At 70.4% G+C, this 15,412-nt stretch carries 11 protein-coding genes; 4 read left to right on the plus strand and 7 right to left on the minus strand.

The window, feature by feature from the left end; all coding sequences use genetic code 11:
- Positions 1-3: 3 nt before the first annotated feature.
- The 5 genes from ACGFQ9_RS04150 to ACGFQ9_RS04170 all read right to left on the minus strand — a co-directional run bounded on the left by ACGFQ9_RS04150 (position 4) and on the right by ACGFQ9_RS04170 (position 7,816).
- Entirely contained in the window at positions 4-978 is a 975-nt protein-coding gene (locus tag ACGFQ9_RS04150) for an HpcH/HpaI aldolase/citrate lyase family protein (RefSeq protein WP_393570990.1), read from the minus strand.
- Positions 975-3,035: a protein meaA gene (locus ACGFQ9_RS04155; RefSeq protein WP_393570991.1), complete on the minus strand. Its 2,061-nt coding sequence runs from the start codon at positions 3,033-3,035 to the stop codon at positions 975-977. The genes ACGFQ9_RS04150 and ACGFQ9_RS04155 overlap by 4 nt, the downstream gene beginning before the upstream one ends.
- 42 nt (positions 3,036-3,077) lie before the next feature.
- Entirely contained in the window at positions 3,078-4,415 is a 1,338-nt protein-coding gene (gene ccrA / locus ACGFQ9_RS04160; protein WP_393570993.1) for a crotonyl-CoA carboxylase/reductase, read from the minus strand.
- 553 nt (positions 4,416-4,968) lie between these two features.
- Positions 4,969-5,820, minus strand: a complete 852-nt coding sequence (locus ACGFQ9_RS04165; protein WP_393570995.1) for a TetR family transcriptional regulator — start codon at positions 5,818-5,820, stop codon at positions 4,969-4,971.
- Positions 5,821-5,998: 178 nt separating this feature from the next.
- A complete protein-coding gene (locus ACGFQ9_RS04170) occupies positions 5,999-7,816 on the minus strand; it encodes a 3-hydroxyacyl-CoA dehydrogenase family protein (RefSeq protein ID WP_393570997.1) in 1,818 nt (605 codons plus the stop codon).
- Between the two features lie 999 nt (positions 7,817-8,815).
- Here ACGFQ9_RS04170 and ACGFQ9_RS04175 point away from each other — a divergent pair.
- The 3 genes from ACGFQ9_RS04175 to ACGFQ9_RS04185 all read left to right on the plus strand — a co-directional run bounded on the left by ACGFQ9_RS04175 (position 8,816) and on the right by ACGFQ9_RS04185 (position 10,369).
- The gene (locus ACGFQ9_RS04175) at positions 8,816-9,367 is read left to right on the plus strand and encodes a HEAT repeat domain-containing protein (RefSeq protein WP_393570999.1); all 552 of its coding nucleotides are present in this window, start codon (positions 8,816-8,818) and stop codon (positions 9,365-9,367) included.
- Between the two features lie 160 nt (positions 9,368-9,527).
- A complete protein-coding gene (locus ACGFQ9_RS04180; RefSeq protein WP_393571001.1) occupies positions 9,528-9,809 on the plus strand; it encodes a pyrimidine/purine nucleoside phosphorylase in 282 nt (93 codons plus the stop codon).
- 62 nt (positions 9,810-9,871) lie between these two features.
- Positions 9,872-10,369 (plus strand): hypothetical protein, encoded by a 498-nt coding sequence (locus ACGFQ9_RS04185; RefSeq protein ID WP_393571003.1) that lies wholly within the window; start codon positions 9,872-9,874, stop codon positions 10,367-10,369.
- A 66-nt stretch (positions 10,370-10,435) separates the two neighbouring features.
- Here the strand turns inward: ACGFQ9_RS04185 and ACGFQ9_RS04190 are convergent, their stop codons facing one another.
- The gene (locus ACGFQ9_RS04190) at positions 10,436-13,714 is read right to left on the minus strand and encodes a DNRLRE domain-containing protein (RefSeq protein ID WP_393571836.1); all 3,279 of its coding nucleotides are present in this window, start codon (positions 13,712-13,714) and stop codon (positions 10,436-10,438) included.
- Between the two features lie 265 nt (positions 13,715-13,979).
- Positions 13,980-14,615, minus strand: coding sequence for a GNAT family N-acetyltransferase (locus tag ACGFQ9_RS04195; RefSeq protein WP_393571005.1), 636 nt, complete (start codon positions 14,613-14,615; stop codon positions 13,980-13,982).
- Positions 14,616-14,649: 34 nt separating this feature from the next.
- On the opposite strand from ACGFQ9_RS04195, the gene ACGFQ9_RS04200 reads away from it, so the two are divergent.
- The gene (locus tag ACGFQ9_RS04200) at positions 14,650-15,411 is read left to right on the plus strand and encodes a hypothetical protein (RefSeq protein WP_393571007.1); all 762 of its coding nucleotides are present in this window, start codon (positions 14,650-14,652) and stop codon (positions 15,409-15,411) included.
- Position 15,412 lies beyond the last annotated feature (1 nt).

Below are 15,412 nucleotides of genomic sequence, written 5' to 3' on the forward strand. Positions count from 1 at the left end.
GGGTCAGGCCTCCGGGATCTCGAACTTGCCGGTCCGCTGCATGCCGGCGGCCCGCCCCTTGCCCGCGATGACCAGGGCCATCTTGCGGCTGGCCTCGTCGATCATCTCGTCGCCGAGCATCGCCGAGCCCTTCTTGCCGCCCGCCTCGGACGTGCACCAGTCGTACGCGTCCAGGATCAGCTCGGCGTGGTCGTAGTCCGCCTGGGAGGGGGAGAAGACCTCGTTGGCCGCCTCGACCTGGCCCGGGTGCAGTACCCACTTGCCGTCGAAGCCCAGCGCCGCGGCACGGCCGGCGACCTCGCGGTAGCCGTCCACGTTCTTGATCTGCAGGTAGGGGCCGTCGATCGCCTGGAGGTCGTTGGCGCGGGCCGCCATCAGGATCTTCATCAGGATGTAGTGGTAGGCGTCCGCCGGGTAGCCGGGCGGCTGCTCACCGACGACCAGCGACTTCATGTTGATGGAGGCCATGAAGTCGGCCGGGCCGAAGATGATCGTCTCCAGGCGCGCGGAGGCCTGCGCGATCGCGTTGACGTTGTTCAGGCCCTGCGCGTTCTCGATCTGCGCCTCGATGCCGATCTTGCCGACCTCGAAGCCCATCGTCTTCTCGATCTGGGTCAGCAGCAGGTCGAGCGCCACGACCTGCTCCGCGTTCTGCACCTTCGGCAGCATGATGCAGTCCAGGTTCTGGCCCGCACCCTCGACGACGGTCACCACGTCCCGGTAGGTCCAGTGGGTGGTCCAGTCGTTCACGCGCACCACGCGGGTCTTGCCGGTCCAGTCACCCTCGTTCAGGAACTTGACGATGGTGTGCCGGGCCTCCGGCTTGGCCAGCGGCGCGCAGGCGTCCTCCAGGTCCAGGAAGACCTGGTCGGCCGGCAGGCCCTGGGCCTTCTCCAGGAACCGGGGGTTCGAGCCCGGGACCGCGAGGCAGGAGCGGCGCGGCCGGAGCCGGTTCACCGGGGCAGAGGGCGTGGTCATGCGGGGACCTCCGTGCTGATGAGGGGGTTGAGCTTGTTGGCTTTGCGGATCTCGTCGACGATACGGCCGATGATCTCCGTGATACCGAAGTCCTTCGGGGTGAAGACGGCGGCCACACCGGCGGCCTTGAGTTCCTCGGCGTCGGCATTCGGAATGATGCCGCCGACGATGACGGGCAGGTCTGCCGCCCCCGCGGTGCGGAGGCGTTCCAGCACGTCCGGCACGAGCGCGCTGTGCGAACCGGACAGGATGGACAGTCCCACGCAGTGCACGTCCTCGGCCAGTGCCGCCGACGTGATCTGCTCCGGGGTCAGCCGGATGCCCTGGTAGACCACCTCGAAGCCGGCGTCGCGGGCCCGTACGGCGATCTGCTCGGCACCGTTGGAGTGCCCGTCCAGACCGGGCTTGCCCACCAGCAGCCGCAGCCGCCCGGCGCCCAGCTCCTCCGCGGTCCGCGCGACCTTCTCGCGGACCTCGGCCAGCGGGGTGCCCGGCTCGGCGGTCACCGCGACCGGGGCCGAGGAGACCCCGGTCGGCGCGCGGAACTCGCCGAACACCTCGCGCAGCGCGCTCGCCCACTCGCCGGTGGTGACGCCCGCACGGGCGCACTCCAGGGTGGCCTCCATGAGGTTCTCGGTCCCGGCGGCGGCCTCCTTCAGCCGGTCCAGGGCCTGCCCGGCGGTCGGGAAGACGAACGGGTCGCCGTTGCCCTGCCGGTCGGTGGACTCCTGCCGCTCGGTCCGCCAGCGGCCGATGCGCTCGACGGTGAGCGCCTCCACCGCCCCGTCCACCGTCATGATGGCGCCGTCCAGGTCGGCGGTCAGCGGGTTCGGCTCGGTCTGCTGGAAGCAGTTCACGCCGACGATCTTGTCCTCGCCGGCCTCGATCCGGGCCCGCCGCTCGGCGTGCGAGGAGACCAGCTGAGACTTCAGGTAGCCGGACTCGACGGCGGCCATCGCCCCGCCCATCTCCTGGATCCGGTCGATCTCGGCCAGGCAGTCGGCGACCAGGGAGTCGACTTTGGCCTCGATGACGTGGGACCCCGCGAAGATGTCCTCGTACTCCAGCAGGTCGCTCTCGTGGGCGAGGACCTGCTGGATGCGCAGCGACCACTGCTGGTCCCAGGGCCGGGGCAGGCCCAGCGCCTCGTTCCAGGCCGGCAGCTGCACCGCCCGCGCACGGGCGTCCTTGGAGAGGGTGACCGCCAGCATCTCCAGGACGATCCGCTGGACGTTGTTCTCCGGCTGGGCCTCGGTGAGCCCGAGCGAGTTGACCTGGACGCCGTACCGGAAGCGGCGCTGCTTGGCGTCCTCGATCCCGTACCGCTCCCGGGTCACCCGGTCCCAGATGCGGCCGAAGGCGCGCATCTTGCACATCTCCTCGATGAAGCGGACACCCGCGTTCACGAAGAAGGAGATCCGGGCGACCACCTCGCCGAACCGCTCCTGCGGCACCTGCCCCGAGTCGCGGACCGAGTCCAGCACCGCGATGGCGGTGGACATCGCGTACGAGATCTCCTGGACCGGAGTGGCCCCCGCCTCCTGCAGGTGGTAACTGCAGATGTTGATCGGGTTCCACTTCGGGATGTTGTTGACCGTGTACGCGATCATGTCGGTGGTCAGCCGGAGGGAGGGCCCCGGCGGGAAGACGTGCGTCCCGCGCGAGAGGTACTCCTTGACGATGTCGTTCTGGGTGGTGCCCTGGAGCTTGGAGATGTCCGCTCCCTGCTCCTCGGCGGCCACCTGGTAGAGCGCCAGCAGCCACATGGCGGTGGCGTTGATCGTCATCGAGGTGTTCATCTGCTCCAGGGGTATGTCCTGGAACAGCCGTCGCATGTCGCCCAGGTGGGAGACCGGGACCCCGACCCGGCCGACCTCGCCGCGGGCGAGGATGTGGTCGGGGTCGTAGCCGGTCTGCGTCGGCAGGTCGAACGCGACCGACAGGCCGGTCTGGCCCTTGGCGAGGTTGCGGCGGTACAGCTCGTTGGACGCCTCGGCCGTGGAGTGGCCGGCGTACGTCCGCATGAGCCACGGACGGTCCTTCTGGCGCTCTGTCATCTCAGGCGTTCCCTTTGGCCCTCAGACGGATCTCGGCGGATCTCAGACGTTGCGGAAGCGGTTGATCGCGTCGATGTGCTTGGCGCGCATCTCGGGATCGCGGACGCCCAGGCCCTCCTCGGGGGCCAGGCAGAGCACGCCGACCTTGCCCTGGTGGGCGTTGCGGTGGACGTCGTGGGCGGCCTGCCCGGTCTCCTCCAGGGAGTAGACCTTCGACAGGGTGGGGTGGATCTTGCCCTTGGCGATCAGGCGGTTGGCCTCCCACGCCTCGCGGTAGTTGGCGAAGTGCGAGCCGATGATCCGCTTGAGCGACATCCACAGGTAGCGGTTGTCGTACTCGTGCATGTAGCCCGAGGTCGAGGCGCAGGTGGTGATGGTGCCGCCCTTGCGGGTGACGAACACGGAGGCGCCGAAGGTCTCGCGGCCCGGGTGCTCGAAGACGATGTCGATGTCCTCGCCGCCGGTCAGCTCGCGGATCTTGGAGCCGAACCGCTTCCACTCGCGCGGGTCCTGGGTCTGCTCGTCCTTCCAGAACTTGTAGCCCTCGGCGTTGCGGTCGATGACCGACTCGGCGCCCATCTTCCGGCAGATCTCCGCCTTCTCCGGGGAGGAGACCACGCAGATCGGGTTGGCGCCGCCGGCCAGGGCGAACTGGGTGGCGTACGAGCCGAGGCCGCCGCTGGCGCCCCAGATCAGGACGTTGTCGCCCTGCTTCATGCCGGCGCCGTTGCGGGAGACCAGCTGGCGGTAGGCGGTGGAGTTGACCAGGCCGGGGCTGGCGGCCTCCTCCCAGCTGAGGTGGGCGGGCTTCGGCATCAGCTGGTTGGACTTCACCAGGGCGATCTCGGCGAGGCCGCCGAAGTTGGTCTCGAAGCCCCAGATGCGCTGCTCGGGGTCGAGCATCGTGTCGTTGTGGCCGTCCGAGGACTCCAGCTCGACGGAGAGGCAGTGCGCGACGACCTCGTCGCCCGGCTTCCAGCTGTTCACGCCGGGGCCGGTGCGCAGGACGACGCCCGCCAGGTCGGAGCCGATGATGTGGTACGGCAGGTCGTGGCGCTTGGTGAGCTCGCTGACCCGGCCGTAGCGCTCCAGGAAGCCGAAGGTGGAGAGCGGCTCGAAGATCGAGGTCCACACGGAGTTGTAGTTGACCGAGGAGGCCATGACGGCCACCAGGGCCTCGCCCGGGCCGAGTTCGGGGACCGGGACCTGGTCGAGGTGGAGGGACTTGCGGGGGTCCTTCTCACGGGTGGTGAGCCCGGCGAACATCTCCGTCTCGTCCTTGTGCACGGTGATCGCGCGGTACGAGTCGGGGAGCGGCAGGGCCGCGAAGTCGTCGGCCGTAGCGGCCTGCGACTGGATCGCGTCCAGGATGTCCTTCACGGTTTTGCCTCCTGCGAGCGCTGGATGAGGGTGCGCTGAGGGAATCGCGGTGCGGTGGGAGTGGTGGGTGTGCCGTCGGTTCGGCGGTGCGTCATGCGGTGCCCGATGCGTTGCGGTGCCCGAGGTGGTGCTCGATGCGTTGCGTTTGACCGATGCGGCGCGTGATGCGTGGTGGTGCTGTGGCGGCGCCTGTGGTGGGGCGCGGGAGGTGCCTGTGACGCAGGCGTCCGGGGCGCGTTCCTCGCCGGGTAGGGCTCGGACCGCGGGGACATCCGGACGGCTTCAACGTATGGCACCGCGTGTCACTCGACAAGGCACCGCGTGCCAAAACTTTCTCTCATTTGCCGATTGACCTGCGCAGATGAGCGATGATCGATCAGAGTTACCCGCGAGTAGGGGCAAGCTGGACATACGACAGCGGCCGCCCCCCGGATCGGGGGGCGGCCGCTGTGGCGGGTGTGACGAGCATCGCGCGGGCGTCTCGGATACCGGTCACCCGGAGCCGTGCTCCGAGCGCGCCGCGACGCGTCCCGGCCGCTCGTGCTCCGGCCGGCTACCTGTTCTTCAGAGCGTCCTCGATGGTCCGCATGACCTCGTCGAGCGGGGCGTCGGTCCGCGCCACCGCCACCAGCACCTCGCCCTCGGCACGCACGGCGGCCGGCGCCGGCCCGGCGTGGGCGGCGGCCTGTGCCGCGACCGGGGAGCGGCCCGCGTTGATCCCGGTGCCGAAGGTCTTCCGGACGATCGCGAAGGCATGATCCAGCTGCGCTTCCACGTCCCCCTGGCCGCCGGCCCGCAGCCAGCGGCGCAGCACGTGGTTGTGGGCCGTGACCACGGCCGAAGCGGCCACCTCGGCCAGCAGCGGATCGTCGTTGCCGTCGTGGTGGTCCTGCTCGTCGAAATGGGCCAGCAGATAGCGGGTGAACAGCCGCTCGTAGCGGGCCACCGAGGCGATCTCGCGCTCCCGCAGCGCCGGAACCTCACGGGTCAGCCGGTACCGCTCCACCGACACCGCCGGCGAGGCGGCGTACATCTTCATGACTTCCTTGATCCCGCGGCAGACCGTGTCGAGCGGGTGCTCGTGCGCCGGAGCGGCGTCCAGCACCGCCTCGGCCCGGATCAGGGTGTCGTCGTGGTCCGGGAAGATCGCCTCTTCCTTGGACCGGAAATGCCGGAAGAACGTGCGCCGGGCCACCCCGGCGGTCGCGGCGATCTCGTCTACGGTCGTCGCCTCGTACCCCTTCGTCGCGAACAGCTCCATCGCCGCGGCGGCGAGCTCGCGGCGCATCTTGAGCCGCTGTGCGGCGGCCCGGGAACCGGCGGCGCTCTCCGTGCCGTCGGAAGAGGCCGCGACGGGGCGGGCGGGGGTCTTGGCGGGCTGGGACATAGTGCGAACGTACTGCATGCGCGCCGGAGAGCGCGCCTGAGGTCCGGCGGCGGCCACACCTTGAGACGGGGGCGGGGATGGATGCGGGGGAGGGCCCGCACTGTGCTCGGGAGGGTTCCCGCGCCGTGAGGGTCCGGCGGGGCCGAGCAGCCCTCCCCACGCATCCGGCTCATGTGCCCGTGGGTGCCCGCCGGCGTTACCGCCGGGCGTACTCACGGAATCCGCGACCGGTCTTCCGGCCCAGGCAGCCCGCCGCCACCAGATGCTCCAGCAGCGGGGACGGCGCCAGGCCGGGGTCGCGGAACTCCTTGTGGAGGACCTTCTCGATGGCCAGGGAGACGTCCAGGCCGACCACGTCGAGGAGCTCGAACGGGCCCATCGGGTAGCCGCCGCCCAGCTTCATCGCGGCGTCGATCTCGTCGACCGAGGCGTAGTGGGTCTCCACCATCTTGATCGCGTTGTTCAGGTACGGGAACAGCAGGGCGTTCACGATGAAACCGGCCCGGTCGCCGCAGTCCACGGCGTGCTTGCGGACCTTGGCACACACCTCGCGGACCGTCGCGTGGACGTCGTCCGCGGTCAGCACCGTACGCACCACCTCGACCAGCTTCATCGCGGGCGCCGGGTTGAAGAAGTGCATGCCGATCACGTCCTGCGGACGCGAGGTCGCGCGGGCACAGGCGATCACCGGGAGGGAGGAGGTGGTCGTGGCCAGCACGGCACCTGGCTTGCAGATCTTGTCCAGGGCGGCGAACAGCTCCTGCTTGACCGCCAGGTCCTCGGCGACCGCCTCCACCGCCAGGTCGACCTCGGCGAAGGCCTCCAGCGAACCGGCCGGGGTGATCCGCGCCAGGGTCCCGTCCGCGGCCTCCTGCGTCAGCCGGCCCTTGGCCACGGCCCTGCCCAGGGACTTCCCGATCGCCGCCTTCGCGGCCGCCGCCTTCTCGTCGCTCCGCGCCGCCAGCACCACGTCGTAACCGGCCTGCGCGAAGACCTGCGCGATGCCGCTCGCCATGGTGCCGGAGCCGGCCACGCCGACGGAGGACACCGCACGGCCGGCGACCGAGGCGGCCCCCTCCAGCGGCGTGTGCGCGTCACGGACGACCGCGGCACTGCCCGGCGCCTCGTAAGAGTAGAAGCCGCGCCCCGCCTTGCGGCCGGTCAGCCCGGCTTCGGTGAGGTGGCCGAGGATCGGCGCGGGGGCGTGCAGCCGGTCGCCGGAGGCCGCGTACATGGCCTCCAGGACGGTGCGCGCGGTGTCCACGCCGATCAGGTCGAGCAGCGCCAGCGGCCCCATGGGCAGACCGCATCCCAGCCGCATCGCGGCGTCGATGTCCTCCCGGGAGGCGTACTTCGACTCGTACATGGCCGCGGCCTGGTTGAGGTAGCCGAAGAGCAGGCCGTCGGCGACGAACCCGGGCCGGTCGCCGACCGCGACGGGCTCCTTGCCGAGGGCACGGGCGAGCGCGGTGACGGCCTCGACGGCCGTCGGGGCGGTGAGGACCGAGGAGACCACCTCGACCAGCTTCATGGCCGGCGCGGGGTTGAAGAAGTGCAGGCCGAGCACCCGCTCCGGGTGCTGCGACCCGGCGGCGAGCCGGGTCACCGACAGCGCGTTGGTGCCGGTGGCCAGGATGGTGTCGGGCCGGACGATCGCGTCCAGGTCCCGGAACACCTGCTGCTTGAGCGCGTAGTCCTCGGGGACCACTTCGACGACGAGATCGGCGTGCACGGCCGCCTGCAGGTCGGTGAAGGTGCGCAGCCGGGCCAGGACGCTCTGCCGCTCCTGCTCGGTCAGCCGCTCCTTGGCGACGGACCGGGCAGTGGCGGCCTCGAGGGCGGCGGTGCAGGCACGGCCCGCGGCCTCGCTGACGTCGATGCCGATCACTTCGTGACCGGCCCGGGTGAGGACCTCGGCGATACCGGTGCCCATGGTGCCGAGGCCGACGACGGCGACGGTCTGGAGGGCGGACGGGGTGGGCTGGGCGGAACTGGACGTGGACGGACGGTCCATCGCGGGACTCCAGTGAGGGTGAAAGGGGTGACGGCTGAGGGAGCGCGGAGCACAGGGCGCAGGGGTGCACGGGGTACGGGTGTGCGTGGAGCGCAGGGGTGCACAAGTCCGCGGCAAGACGCCGACGAGCGGCGCCGGGCCACGACTACGGATGCTCCGCGTGCATGCCGCGCGTCGCACAGCGCGGCGGAATGCGGATTACCGAACACGGCGAACTGAGGGAAACGGCCAAGCCCTGTCCCGGGGCACAGGCCGCACAGCATGCCGAACCGACCAACACGAGCGGGGCTGCGTCACCAGGCCACGCCCGTAATCCGGTCCCCGAGCCACTGCTGTCGGGCCCAAGGACACGTTGGTGCGAGATTAACCGGTGAGTAACTGCTTGGCCAGACCAGGGGAGATGTGATCTGCACGATGGCCCGAAACGGCGAGGGCGCCGTGCGGCCGTGCGGCCGTGCGGATCAGCCTTGGCTGTCCGCCGTACCGGTGGGAGCGTGTGTGTGATCGCCGCTGTCCGGTAGGCCTGTGTGGCGATCGTGGGCGCCATCCGCCCAGCACCTGACGACCCGCACTCGCCGACAAGCAGAAGCGCGTAGCGATCTGATGCGCCTGGGCCGAGCCTGCTCACGTAGATCTGATCGACTTCGATTCCGCGTCCGCCCGAACGGGCGGCTGGCCGAGCGAAGCTGCGGCTCGTGCCCGCCGAAGCCAGAGCCTCACGACCCGTAGGTCCCCCTATGCCGTTCCCCCGGGGGCCGCCCGACAGTCCTTGTCGTTCCGGGACGGACGTCGGGGTCAAGGGTGGCCCGAAGGGCCATCGCCGGAGGCGACGCGACAACGTCGCGCCCTTGACGCCGACGGCCGGCACGGAAAGACACTGGGACTGACGGGCAGCCCCCGGGCACCCTCTCGTTCCCGACCCAGCGGAGCTCGCTGCCAGAGCGTGGTACTCCCGGTGAAACTCGGCGGGCCGGCGTCCCGCCCCCCTACGCTGGGCGGATGACTGTGCTTGAGCGGCTGCGGAGCGAAGCCGGCGGGGCGGCGGGGGAGTACGAGCGGCTGGTGGCGGCCGGGAGTGACGAGCTGGCCGAGGCGCTGACCTCCGGTGCGCTTCCCCTGTGGGCCCGGGAGCTCGCCGCCTATCGCCTCGGTCTCGCCGGGGACCGTCGTGCCTTCGAGGCGCTGGTGCTCCTGCTCAACCACCGCGACCCACCCCGCTGCGCGGCGGCCGCCGAGGCGCTCGCCGGCCTCGGTGACCCCCGTACCGCCCGCGCCGCCGCGGCCCTCGCCACCAACGAGCTGCGCGTCGCCTACGCCCTGGAGCCGGTACGGCTCCTTGCCGCGCTCCGCGCCCCGGAATCCGTACCGGCGCTGATGACCACCCTGGACCGGCGGCTCACGCCGCACGACCCGTACTGGCGGGTCGCCCTCGCCTGCGTCGAGGGGCTCGGGGCCCTCGGTGATCCGCGGGCCCGCGAGCTGCTCGTCCGTGCCCAGTCCCACCCGCGGCTCGCCGTCGCTGCGACCGAGGCGATCAAGGCGTTGTCCTGACGTGAATTCGGCGCCTCGCCGGGGTGGCCCGGCCCGGTCACTTCCAGGCCGGTATGATCGCCGGCAATGCGGTTGCCTTACCGCAATGCAATTGCCCTACCGGTAGTCAGCGCGAGACGAGCCGGCCTCCCTTCTCCGCTCGATTCCCAGTGAGGATTCCATGTTCAAGGTCAACGAGTATTTCGACGGTACGGTCAAGTCCATCGCCTTCGCCGGCGAGGAAGGCCCGGCGACGATCGGCGTCATGGCTCCCGGCGAGTACGAGTTCGGCACCGACGCCCGCGAAATCATGCACGTGGTCAGCGGAGCCCTGATCGTCAAGCTGCCCGGCGCCGACACCTGGGAGACCTTCGCGGCCGGCCGGCAGTTCGACGTCCCGGGCAACAGCAAGTTCCAGCTCAAGGTCGAGGTAGAGACCGCCTACCTTTGCGAATACCGCTGAACAACGCCCTGATCCGGAAGTAGTCGCGTCTGCGACTCGGCCGACAACGTGTGAGGTTCCCCTTGAGCAGGCTGCTGGATTCTTGTCAGACCACGGTTTCTCCGAGTTATCGCATCTTTGGGCTGGTTGATACGAGCGTCGACACGTATTCACCACATGCGGACCGCGCGAGATGGCTCCTCTCCGCCCCCGGCATGGTCTATCTGCAGGTGCCGCCCCAGGTGATCCGGGCATCGGTCCGGTTGGAGAGCTGGTCGACGGTCCCTCCGGCGAGCGATGCTCCGTGGTCCGGCTCGGAGGAAGTGGAAGTGGAGCTTCCAGGAGGCGACCTCGCACTGGAGACCGTCGACGGCGGGCAGCGGGAACTCCCCCTGATCCTGCCTTCGCCCGGTCTGTACGGGATGCGGTGGCAGTGGACGTTCAATCGTGAAGGCGGTCCCTTCACCTCTCCGTTGGAGGGACTCCCGGAGCCCTTGCCCATGCCGACGGGTCACGAAGAGGAACTGAACGGCGCAGATCAGTACTGCCTGATTCAGATCTGGCGGGCAGCCGCCGCGTGACACAGGAGCGGGGCCGGTCCATCGGACCGGCCCCGCGGCATGAGCGACTCAGGCCGGGTTCTCCGGTCAGTCGCCGATCACGATGATGAACGGGTCATGGCTCAGGATCCGGTCGTTGTCGTACCAGGCGCCGAGACGCCGCCCGGCTTCCTGGTTCTCGTCCGAGTCGATGTAGCGGACGGAGAAGTCGTCCCGGTACGGCTCTCCCTCGTACTGGTAGCGCGCGGCCCCCTGATAGCTGGAGGCGAAGGGGAATTCGTCGCAGTCGCGGCGCTCTCCCGCCGTGGGCTTACCCGGCACGGAGGCGTTGTTGCACGTGCTGGAGACGACGGAACGGTTGGCGTCGTAGCGCGCCTGCTCGAACGCCCCGACGCCCGGCACGAGGCGGTACAGCGGGTCCACGGCGCTCCCGCCGGGAATCTTCTTGTCGCTCTTCGCCGGGAATGTCCCGCCCGGGTTGGCGAGGGCGTCGCCAATGTGGTCCGCGACCGCGGCCACTCCGTAGTACGGCTCCACGGGAGCGGCGGGGTCCGACGTGTCGCTCCGGTCGTAGCGCAGGGCGGGTGTGGCGTCGGGAAACACGGAACCCGACTTGGCCCGTACGTTGTAGGCGGCGCTGTCGAATCGGATTTCGCCCTGCTCACCCTCGGAGGGGATGAGCTGGGAGTAGCCGGGAAGCGTGAACTCGAGGACCGGAGTGAACAGGCCCGTGGCGATCTGATCGCCGTTGGCGACATCGGGCAGCTTCGGCGCCAGCGACCACAGATCGAACTTGGTGTCACCGTTGTATTTCCACTCGCTGGGTGAATCGGTGCGGCCCGTATAGACGCCCGGCTGGCAGGCGTCCTCCGCTGTGGGGTTGCCCGGAACGCCGATGGCCCAGTCCCCTTCACACTCCAGCTTCGCCTCCAGCTTGGCGCCGACCTTGCCGAAATCGCCGGTGGATATGAAAACGTCCACGTTGAAGTCGAATTCGGCGAACCGGGTCAGATCGCTGCCGTTCAGGCCGCCTATCTGGCCCCGGCCTATGAGGGTGTTGGTCGAGATGAAGGTCCCGTGCAGGTAGCAGCCGGGGGGCCACAGGCCGCACCTGACCGCCGGCATCACCGTCAGGGTCTCCTGGCAGTACGAGAACCGGTTCTTGATCCACCCGGCCGCGTTGTCCGAGTCATCGGCGTTGTGGCATTCGTCGACGTCGGCGATGTACTCGTACGGGTCCTTGCCGTTGTTCTCGGGCTTGCGGCCGCGGTTGAACCGCTGGCTGGGAACGGTGTACGTCCGCTCCCAGGCAGCCATCGCCCCGGCAGCCGGCGCCCCGGTCGGCCCCTGGGCCGGACCGGCGGGCGCCGCCTCCGCCGTCGCGGACTGCGCACCGGACTGCGTCGAGGCCTGCCCGGCGGAGGGCCCGGCGCGCGGCGTGATGCCGAGCGCTTCCAGATTGCCGTCCCTGTTCAGGACCTCCTCGACCCGGGCGGGGTCGGCGATCAGCGCGGGATCGCTGATCGTGTAGGTGTCGCCGGGCTGGAGCTTGGTGGGGGCACCGGCGGCGGCGGTCTCCACGACGAACGACCGCCACGGGGACCAGCCCAGGTTGTAGTGGGTGCCGTCGTAGGCGTTGGTGCGGAACTTGTACATCCTGCCGTCGACGAGCTGCCCGTCCGGGACCTGCACGGTCGCCCACTCGCCGGGCGTGACGAAGCCGGATACCAGCACGCCGTCTCCGGCCGGTGTGGTGATCGGCGCGTTGGTTTCCGCGTCGTAGACCTGGAAGGTACCGCTGACCTTGTCGCCGTCCGCATCCGCGAACGTATCCCTGAGTGTCGGCGTGAGGGTGTTGACCGCCCACACGTCGTTGTAGGTCCTGAAGGGCGGACCGGCCTGCTGTGCCGTGCCGTCGGAGGGACGGTAGTTGTAGGTCACGGTCAGCTTCGGCTGGTTCGCCGTGGCGTTGCCGGAGTTGACGCGCTTCCAGGCGCGGATGTCGTCGGTGGCCGCGCGCAGACCCATGTGGCCGCGGGTGGCCTTGGCGGACGCCCAGGTCTGGACGAGGGTGTCGACGTCGGCGTTGACCCAGCCGTCCGGCTGGGCGGCGCAGCCCGGGTTGCCCTTGGTCTCGGCCGAGGAGTGGTACTGCTGGTTCCACGCGGGCTGCGCGGTCCAGCGCGAGGAGGTGGAGGGGGCGCCGGTGCCCCAGACGGTCCAGGACTGGGCGCTGCAGTCGGTGTTGCCGGAGTGGAAGTTCCACAGCGCCAGGTTGGTGTCGACGATCAGCGCGTCCTGGATCGGGGTGGTGTTCCACGTGATGAAGGAGCGCGCCGTGCGCGGGGTGCCGTCGGGGTTCTTGGTGCCGGGGTTGCCGAAGTCGAGTTCGACGTCGTTGGACCAGTCGACCGTCTCGCCCTGCTGGACGTAGGTGTCGAAGGTGTTCCCCAGCGCGGAGGTGGAGGGGTCGACGGTGACCGGGTACCGGGTCGTGGGGTCGGCGAGGAAGCTCTCGTCCGGACTGACGACCAGGTCGATCGATCCGGCGCCCTTGTCCACGACCTGCATGGCGACGCGGGCCCGGCGGGTGTGCTCGCCGGACCGCTCGTCCACCGAGGCGTCCCACATGACCGGGGCGGGCATCGTCGCGCGCTGTTCACCGGTCCCGGCGTCGGTGAACGTCACCGACCCGTCCGCGTTCGCCTTCGCCTTCAGTCCCTTGGCCTTGACCGGCAGGGTGTAGGAGTAGCCGCCGGAAGGCTTCTCGCCGATCTCCACGAACTGCTCGAACCCGGTCCGCGTGGCCTCGACGATCACGTCGGCGCCGGGCACGGCCTCCCGGTACCGGGCGGTGGTGCCGTTCAGCTCCGGATCGGGAAGGCCGCCCTTCCACTGGAGCGTCACCGCCTGGTCGCCGGTGCCGAGGGTGACGAGATCGCGCGGGGCGGCGTCCTTGGCGGCCGCCGAAGAGCGCGGCGCGGAGCCGCCCTTGCCCGACAGGCGCAGCCCGTGGGGGTGCTCCTTCGCCTGCACGGTTCCGTCGGCGGCCCTGGTCAGGGTGGCGTCGACCGTACGCCACTCACCTGCCCGCCAGACCCGTTCGGGCCCGGCGGTGAGCTCGGTGGTGAGGGTGCCGTCGGGGTTGGCCACGGTGTGGGAGGTGGCCGTCGTCTCGTCGGAGGCGACGACCTTCTTGCCGGTCTTCTTCGCCTGGGCGACGGCCCAGCCCTTGGAGCCCTTCGCGTGCCTGGCCGCCCCGGCCGCCCCGGCCGCCCCGGCCGGGCCGGTCCCGTTCCCGGACGGGGACTTGGCCGCCGGCGGGGTGGGCCCGCCCGGTGCCGCGACGGCTGTCTGGCCGGACATCAGGGCGGCTTCCGCCGCCAGCACCAGGGCTGATGCCAGGGCGATCCGCCCTCTGTGCCGCCTCGGGCGGGAGCGCCCGGCCGTGTATGTGGACACGGATGTGTATCTGGACACGGATGTGTCATCCCTTCCGATCCTGCCGGTCGGCAAGATCAAGAAGGGAATCTAAAGCTGGATCATGTCTCGTTTAGGTCCGGAATATACAATTCCGGGTGATCGTGAACACGGTTGCCCGCAGGGGCATGGGGAACCTGTGAGGGCTCCGCTACGACCGTGGTGATCCTGTGGAGACCTGGTCGCTGCCGGACTGCCGACTGCCGTTACGGGGGCTGGAGTTGTCTCCTCCCGTGATCGCCCAGCGTTCGTGGTCGCGCCAGGCGCCGTCGACGAAGAGGAAGTCCGGGGACAGGCCCTCCAGACGGAAGCCCCGCCCGCGGACCAAGGCGATCGAGGCGGTGTTCCCCGGCTGGATGTTCGCCTCCAGGCGGTGGAGGCCCAACTCCCCGAAGGCGTGGTCGATCAGCAGGCCCAGGGCCTCGGCCATCAGGCCCCGGCCCGCCGCGTGAGCGAAGGCGCCGTAGCCCAGGGCGCCGCACCGGAAGGCGCCCCGCACGATGTTGTTGATGTTGATGAAGCCGGCGATGGCGCCGGGGTCCCGCCCGTCTCCGCCCTCCCGTTCGCAGACCAGGAAGCCCGCCCGGCCCGGGTCCTCCCCGGTCAGCCGGCGAGCGTAGGGCTCGTACTCCTCCGGCGTCGTGGGCGGGAACAGCCACGGGTGGTGCAGCTCCCGGCTCTCTCTCGCGCGGGCCGTGAACTCCGGGCCGTCTTCGGGGCGGAAGGGCCGCAGGCCCACCCGGGGCCCGGTGCACACGAACTCCGCCTTCGCGTCGGAAAAGATCATCTGCTCAGCGTAGGGCTGTGTGAGTATCGCGTGCGTGAACGACGATGATGACGCGAGGGCTGCCGCCCTCGCCGCGCGGAACAATGCCGCCTGGTGCGACGCGGTCAGCCGGGCGCACGGCCTGGAGCCGCGGGCCGGTGACCGGCTGTGGGCTTCCGGCCGCCGGACCCCGCCCCTGTATCCCGATGCCGTGACCCTCGACGCGCAGGTCACGGAAGGCGAAGTACTGGCTCTCGTCGACATCGCGGAGCCGTGGTGCTCGGTCAAGGACAGTTTCGCGCGGCTGGAGCTCGGTGCGGCGGGGTTCGAGGTGTTGTTCGACGCCCGGTGGATCCACCGCCGACCCGCACCGGCGGAGGGCGCGGCCGCCTGGTCGCGGGTGCGTACGGCCGAGGCGCTGGCGCGCTGGGAAGCGGCCTGGGGCGGGGCCGAGGGGGTGTTCCGGCCGGAGCTGCTCGCCGATCCGGACATCGCCTTCGTGTTCGGCGTGGACGGCGCGGCCGACACGTACGGCATGGCTGACGCCCACGGCATGGCCGACACGCACGGCATGGACGGCGCCGCTCCCGGCAGCCGGCGGCCGGTCTCGGGGGCGGTGCTCAACCGGGCCGCGGGTGCGGTCGGCGTCTCGAACGTGTTCGGGGCCGGCGCCTGGCCCCTCGTGCTGTCCGCCGCGGCCGGGCTGTGGCCGGAACTGCCGCTCGTGGGCTACGAGTCCGGAGAGGATCTCACCGCAGCGGCCCGGCACGGGTTCACCCCGGTCGGGCCCCTGCGGATCTGGCTCCGGAGCGAGTGAC

The sequence above is a fragment of the Streptomyces sp. NPDC048603 genome (assembly GCF_043199475.1).
Lineage (GTDB): Bacteria > Actinomycetota > Actinomycetes > Streptomycetales > Streptomycetaceae > Streptomyces.